General features: G+C 53.6%; 6 protein-coding genes. 2 read left to right on the plus strand and 4 right to left on the minus strand.

What is annotated here, in order from left to right:
* The first annotated feature begins 66 nt into the window (after positions 1-66).
* Positions 67-1,431: a murein transglycosylase D gene (mltD, locus tag IM314_RS19410; RefSeq protein ID WP_041911175.1), complete on the plus strand. Its 1,365-nt coding sequence runs from the start codon at positions 67-69 to the stop codon at positions 1,429-1,431.
* 52 nt (positions 1,432-1,483) lie between these two features.
* On the opposite strand, the gene IM314_RS19415 is transcribed toward mltD, so the two are convergent.
* The 3 genes from IM314_RS19415 to IM314_RS19425 form a co-directional block, all read right to left on the minus strand.
* Positions 1,484-2,257: a class I SAM-dependent methyltransferase gene (locus tag IM314_RS19415; protein ID WP_028015606.1), complete on the minus strand. Its 774-nt coding sequence runs from the start codon at positions 2,255-2,257 to the stop codon at positions 1,484-1,486.
* A 75-nt stretch (positions 2,258-2,332) separates the two neighbouring features.
* Entirely contained in the window at positions 2,333-3,133 is an 801-nt protein-coding gene (locus tag IM314_RS19420) for an endonuclease/exonuclease/phosphatase family protein (protein WP_028015605.1), read from the minus strand.
* Between the two features lie 136 nt (positions 3,134-3,269).
* On the minus strand, positions 3,270-4,445 hold the full coding sequence (locus IM314_RS19425; RefSeq protein ID WP_028015604.1) for an MFS transporter: 1,176 nt from the start codon (positions 4,443-4,445) through the stop codon (positions 3,270-3,272).
* A 104-nt stretch (positions 4,446-4,549) separates the two neighbouring features.
* Between IM314_RS19425 and yafC the strand changes: the two genes are divergently transcribed.
* A complete protein-coding gene (gene yafC / locus IM314_RS19430) occupies positions 4,550-5,455 on the plus strand; it encodes a DNA-binding transcriptional regulator YafC (protein WP_028015603.1) in 906 nt (301 codons plus the stop codon).
* A 22-nt stretch (positions 5,456-5,477) separates the two neighbouring features.
* Here yafC and dkgB read toward each other — a convergent pair whose 3' ends face one another.
* Complete coding sequence (dkgB, locus tag IM314_RS19435) at positions 5,478-6,281, minus strand: 2,5-didehydrogluconate reductase DkgB (protein WP_060571883.1); 804 nt, start codon at positions 6,279-6,281, stop codon at positions 5,478-5,480.
* Positions 6,282-6,508: the final 227 nt, after the last annotated feature.

Below are 6,508 nucleotides of genomic sequence, written 5' to 3' on the forward strand. Positions count from 1 at the left end.
GCGGGTTGCCTTTTCAAAATTTCGCCGTTATCATCGCTCGTCTTTTAAGCAACTATTGACACACACATGAAGGCAAAAGCGATATTACTCGCCTCTGTCCTGCTTGTAGGTTGCCAGTCGCAGAACGGCAGCAACGTACAACAGCACGCACAGAGCCTTTCTGCAGCTGGTCAAGGGGAAGCAGGGAAGTTTACAAGTTCGGCGCGCTGGATGGACGATGGGACATCTTTCGCGCAGGAGCAAGACTTGTGGACCTCTATTGGCGACGAGCTAAAGATGGGAATTCCGGAAAACAGCCGGATTCGCGAACAGAAACAGAAGTATTTAAGAAATAAGAGCTATCTCCACGATGTAACGTTACGGGCAGAGCCGTATATGTACTGGATAGCCGGGCAAGTTAAAAAACGTAACATGCCTATGGAGCTGGTACTCCTACCCATAGTGGAGAGCGCTTTTGACCCACACGCGACGTCTGGCGCCAATGCCGCAGGCATTTGGCAGATCATTCCGAGCACCGGGCGAAACTATGGTCTGAAACAGACCCGCAACTATGATGCGCGTCGCGATGTTGTCGCTTCAACGACAGCCGCTCTCGACATGATGCAACGTCTGAACAAGATGTTTGACGGCGACTGGCTGTTAACGGTCGCAGCGTATAACAGTGGCGAAGGTCGTGTACTGAAGGCAATGAAAGCGAATAAAGCACGGGGTAAATCCACCGATTTTTGGTCGCTCTCACTGCCACAGGAAACGAAGATTTACGTACCGAAAATGCTGGCCTTGAGCGATATTCTCAAGAACAGCAAGCGTTACGGTGTACAACTGCCAACACCAGACGAAAGTCGTGCACTGGCGCGCGTGCGCCTCAGCAATCCGGTTGATATTCAACAAGTTGCTGATATGACGGGTATGTCGGTAAGTAAATTGAAAACCTTTAATGCAGGCGTTAAAGGCTCGACGCTGGGGGCAAGCGGCCCGCAGTATGTGATGGTTCCGCAGAAACATGCGGCGCAGTTACGTGAGTCTTTAGCATCGGGTGAAATTGCCGCCGTTCAGTCAACGCTGATCGCCGATGCTTCATCCGTTAGCAGCCGCAGCTATAAGGTGCGTTCAGGGGATACCCTTTCAGGCATTGCCTCACGTCTTGGCGTGACGGCGAAAGATCTGCAGCAGTGGAATAATCTGCGCAGCTCTGGGCTGAAGGTGGGTCAGACACTGACGGTGGGTGCAGGTAACAGCGCACAGCGTCTCGCCAGCAACAGCGATAGCATCACCTATCGCGTGCGCAAAGGCGATTCACTGTCCAGTATCGCAAAACGACACGGCGTGAACATCAAAGATGTGATGCGCTGGAATAATGATACTGACAATCTGAAACCGGGCGACCAGCTGACGCTGTTTGTGAAGAACAGCGCCACGCCAGACTCCTGATAACACGATCGAAAGATAAAAAGGCACCGATTCCCCTCGGTGCCTTTTTTGTTTATCCCGCTTTTTGCGCTTCAGCCATGATGGTATCGCTCGTAAATGAGCCATCCGCCTGCAGTTCAAAGTACGCCTTCACCTCTGCGGACGCACTCTCCTGGTAAAGCCTAATCGCCTGGCTTAACGCCTCCGGGGTACGCATACGGGCTATCCAGGAGCTGAACTCCAGCGGTAAACGGTCTGTTATTAACGAGCGCGCAATCAGCCCGGCTTCAGTGATAAACGATAACCACTCCCCGCTGGCGTAGTTTTGAACGTGCGAGGTGTCGCGCAGCGCTTCGACCGTCTGCAGCCAGATATTACGCACCGGATGTCCGGGAGACATCACGTCCATAATGATGAAGGTGCCACCCGGCTTCAGAACACGTCTGACTTCGCGCAATGCCTGGCCGACGTCATGCCAGTGGTGTGCGGAATACCGGCTGATCGCGACATCAAACGACGCGTCATCAAACGGTAAAGACTCCGCATAGCCCTGCCGCGTATCAATATTGTTCAGCCCTTTCGCTTTCGCCGCCTCAGCAACGACGTCCAGCATCTGGCTCGATAAATCATATGCGGTAACGTGGGCTACCTGCTGCGCAGCCGTAAAGCTGGCGTGCCCTGCCCCACATCCCAGGTCCAGCACGTGCGCCTGCGGGAATGCCGCCAGACGTTCACCGAGACGCACCAGATCGCGACCTGAAGCATGCACGGCGCTGCTCAGATAAGCACTTGCCTGAGAACCAAACTGTTTTTCTACGTTGTCATGATGGGAGTGTGTTGTTGTCATCGCACTGTCCTTTGTTGGTTAAAAATAAAAGGGCAGCACCCGCGCGGCCTGCCCCACGGCAGACCTGACACACCATTATTTATCAGGTTTGCCGGGACTGAATTCAACGAGTAGAGGGTTGTGATCCGAAGCGCGCGTCACCAGTACAGAGGCGTCGTGCACGCTCAAACCGCGATAGAAGACAAAGTCGAGAGGACGACCAAAAGCTTTTTTACGTTGGTCATCACTGAAGCGAACTTCACGCAGCGACATTTCGCGCGCAAAGCGATACAGCGCATTCATGCGCGGACGGCTCCAGGCATTAAAATCGCCTGCCATGATGATGGGCCCGCTGTGATGCGCAATCTGATCGCCAATAGGAAGTAACTGCTTACTATACACATCCACGCCGAGGCTAAAGTTTACCGCGTGGATATTGACGACCATCAGCATACGAGTATCCGGCAGCGGATAGACCGTCACCAGCGCTGATTTCGCCAGACGCAGAATTGGCTCTCGTTCGCGCAATGGACAACAATATACCGGATGCGCTGCTGATAGCGTCATCACGCCTGAGGGATGTTGAGGCAGAACAAAGGCCGGCACCTGGTCGGCGGCAAGGTAATTCGTGGTGGCAAACCGTACCAGTTCAGGGGTAGTTTGCGCCTCCTGGAGCAGAACCAGGTGGGCATCTTTTCCAAAATTTTTGAGTACCGATAACCACTCCGCGCGCTGCTGCTTGAAGATATTCCAGACCAGAACCCGGATTTTATCATCGCTGCTTAACGGTGTGCCGGCGGGTAATGCCTGGCTTATGCTCGCAAACGACCCCGGAGGTAAGATCCTCTCCGCGGGCATTCCGGCAACATAACGCATGGCATAGGTATTTTTTCGCACTTTTGGAAACAGCCCCTGTAACATGAACCAGCCCTGAAAACGGACTGGTTCTAATGTTATAGGGACTTTAGGTCACACTTTCAACGCAATTTCTGAGAAACCGCTTTCCAGTTTTGTAAGCAAGCACTTACTGATGTTATCCCAGCGCTACGCGGGCTGGCTTATCGAGGCGTCCACTCAGGCCAATCAGCAGGAAGGCGACCAGGACAATCACCGCGCCAATCCATGGGGTCTGGGTTAATCCGAAGTGTTCGACGGTTTGTCCGCCAATAATGGAGCCCAGCGCGATACCAATATTAAAAGCGGCAATATTCAGACCGGATGCCACATCCACCGCATTCGGCGTATAGAGCTCGGCTTTCTGGACAACGTAAACCTGAAGCCCTGGCACATTACCGAAGGCGAAGATCCCCATCACCAGTACCGTGACCAGCGCGGCGTATTGCATTGAAGCCGTGAACTGGAAAATCATCAGCAGAACCACCAGGGCGGCGAAGATAAATTTCAGCGCCGGTACCGCACCATGCTTATCCGCAAGCTTACCGCCCCAGATATTGCCAATGGCCACAGAAATACCGTATCCCAGCAAAATCCAGCTCACGGCATTCGGGGAGAAGCCCGCCAGGTCCTGCATCATCGGTGCCAGGAAGGTGAAGGCAGTGAATACGCCGCCATAGCCCAGAGCCGTAACCGCATAGATGATAAGCAAACGCGGATGGGTAAGCACTTTCAGCTGATCGCGCAGGCTGGCGCTCGCCCGGCCTGGAATATTCGATGGTACCAGCAGCAGGCTAGTCACCAGAGCGATAACGCCCAGCAAGGAGACGGCCAGGAACGTTTCACGCCAGCCGAAATGCTGTCCGATAAACGTTCCCAACGGTACGCCTGTGACCAGTGCGACGGTCAACCCACCGAACATGATCGCGATCGCTGAAGCCGCTTTCTCTTTGGGGACCAGGCTGGTTGCAATGGTGGAACCAATCGAGAAGAACACGCCGTGTGCCAGACCGGTCAGCAGGCGGGCAATCACCAGCGTGGTGTAGTCCGGTGCCTGCCAGGCCAGAACGTTCCCGGCGGTAAACAGCACCATCAGCGCGACTAACAGCTGCTTACGCGGAAAACGTCCGGTCAGGGCCGTCAGCACCGGCGCGCCGACGGCAACGCCCAGGGCGTAGATGGACACCAGCAACCCGGCTGAGGGCAGCGAGATGGCAAGCTGGTTAGCGATGGTGGGAACCAGTCCCACGATAACAAATTCGGTCGTGCCAATTGCAAAGGCACTGATCGTCAGGGCAAGTAGCGCCAGTGGCATAAAATACTCCGTATCATCAGGATTAAGATGACAGGCAGTATGCGCCAGTGCTTAAATAACAAAAATGGTCAAAATATCAATAGAATTTTGCAGGTGGTGCAACAATGAAAGCAACGTCTGAAGAGCTGACAATCTTTGTCGCCGTCGTCGAAAGCGGCAGCTTTAGCCGCGCAGCCGAGCAGCTGGGACAGGCTAACTCGGCCATTAGCCGTTCGGTGAAAAAGCTGGAGATGAAGCTTGGGGTAAGTCTGCTCAACCGAACGACGCGGCAGCTCAGTCTGACGGAAGAAGGGGAACGTTATTTCCGCCGCGTGCAGTCGGTGCTGCAGGAGATGGCCGCAGCGGAGACGGAGATTATGGAAACCCGCAGCACGCCGCGCGGGTTGCTGCGCATTGATGCTGCCACGCCGGTAGTGCTTCATTTTCTGATGCCGTTAATCAAACCTTTCCGTGAACGCTATCCGGAGATGACGCTCTCTCTGGTCTCGTCCGAGACGTTTATTAACCTCATCGAGCGGAAAGTAGATGTGGCTATTCGGGCGGGAACCCTGACGGATTCCAGCCTGCGGGCCCGCCCGCTGTTTGCCAGCTACCGTAAAATTATCGCGTCGCCACAGTATATTGCTGAACATGGTAAACCGGAGACGGTTGAAGAACTGAAGCAGCATCTGTGCCTGGGCTTTACGGAGCCGGTGTCGCTGAACACCTGGCCTGTTGCCTGTCATGATGGCCAGCTTCATGAAATTACCTGCGGGTTATCGTCTAACAGCGGCGAAACGCTGAAGCAGCTTTGCCTGGAAGGGAATGGGATCGCCTGCTTGTCAGACTATATGATTGATAAAGAGATAGCGCGGGGTGAACTGGTAGAGCTAATGGCCGATAAACGTTTGCCGGTAGAGATGCCTTTCAGTGCGGTGTATTACAGCGACAGAGCGGTAAGCACGCGCATACGCGCCTTTATCGACTTCCTGAGCGAGCATATAAAAACAGCTCCCGGAGGAGCTGTGTGAGGGTTACAGAGGGAGGGTCTTATTAATCCCAGTCAGGGGCTAAACCTTCCGGGCTCACCAGGCGGTCGTTGCACTCCAGTGCTGCGATCGCTTTTTTATCATCGTCATCCAGATGAAGATCCAGCGCTAGCAGGTTGCTGGCCAGGTTTTCGCGCTTGGTTGATGATGGGATCACGGCATAGCCTTCACCCATTGCCCATGCCAGAATAACCTGCGCAGCAGTCACGTTATGTTTCTCTGCAATACGGATAATTACCTCGTCTTTCAGAGCCTTACCGTAGGCCAGCGTCATGTAAGAGGTGATGTGGATCCCGTGCTGTTTTGCCCAGTCCACGACTTTGCGGTTTTGCAGGTATGGAGACAGCTCAATCTGGTTGGTCGCAATATTCTCAGCGCCAACAGCGGCAATCGCCTTTTCCATCAGCGGGATGGTGAAGTTGGAAATACCAATTTCACGGGTCAGGCCCTGCTTTTTCGCTTCCAACAGCGCCTGCATGAACTCTTCCACAGAAACGGCATCGTTCGGTGACGGCCAGTGGATCAGCGTCAGATCGACATAGTCGGTACGCAGTTTCTTCAGGCTCTCTTTCAGGCTTGGAATGAGCTTGTCTTTGCTGAGGTTTTCGATCCAGATTTTGGTGGTGATGAACAGTTCATTACGCGGTACACCGCTCTCTTCAAGAGCCTGTCCAACGGCAGCTTCGTTTTCATAGATCTGTGCCGTATCAATTGCGCGATAGCCAAGTTCAAGAGCGGTTTTAACTGATGCGATAACTACGTCGTCTTTCAGGCGGAAAGTGCCCAGACCAAATGCAGGGAGAGTCATAATATTCCTCAATCGTTATGTTCGTTAACTGAGGACCATTATCGCTGGCGGTGTTATAGAGAAAAAGATCGTAAAACGCAGAGGATTTTTGCTGATTTCGCAATAATTAATCGTCAGATATGAAAAAAGCCCTGAGCGTTAACTCAGGGCTTTTAATAAGTGGCGGAACGGACGGGACTCGAACCCGCGACCCCCTGCGTGACAGGCAGGTATTCTAACCGACTGAA

Origin of the sequence: Enterobacter cloacae complex sp. P42RS, assembly GCF_014930595.1 — a bacterium.
GTDB classification, from domain to species: Bacteria; Pseudomonadota; Gammaproteobacteria; order Enterobacterales; family Enterobacteriaceae; genus Enterobacter; species Enterobacter bugandensis.

Bases quoted from the DNA above. Each gene is read 5' to 3' on its own strand.
- mltD (WP_041911175.1), top strand. From the start codon at position 67: ATGAAGGCAAAAGCGATATTACTCGCCTCTGTCCTGCTTGTAGGTTGC.
- IM314_RS19415 (WP_028015606.1), bottom strand. From the start codon at position 2,257: ATGACAACAACACACTCCCATCATGACAACGTAGAAAAACAGTTTGGT.
- IM314_RS19425 (WP_028015604.1), bottom strand. From the start codon at position 4,445: ATGCCACTGGCGCTACTTGCCCTGACGATCAGTGCCTTTGCAATTGGC.
- yafC (WP_028015603.1), top strand. From the start codon at position 4,550: ATGAAAGCAACGTCTGAAGAGCTGACAATCTTTGTCGCCGTCGTCGAA.
- dkgB (WP_060571883.1), bottom strand. From the start codon at position 6,281: ATGACTCTCCCTGCATTTGGTCTGGGCACTTTCCGCCTGAAAGACGAC.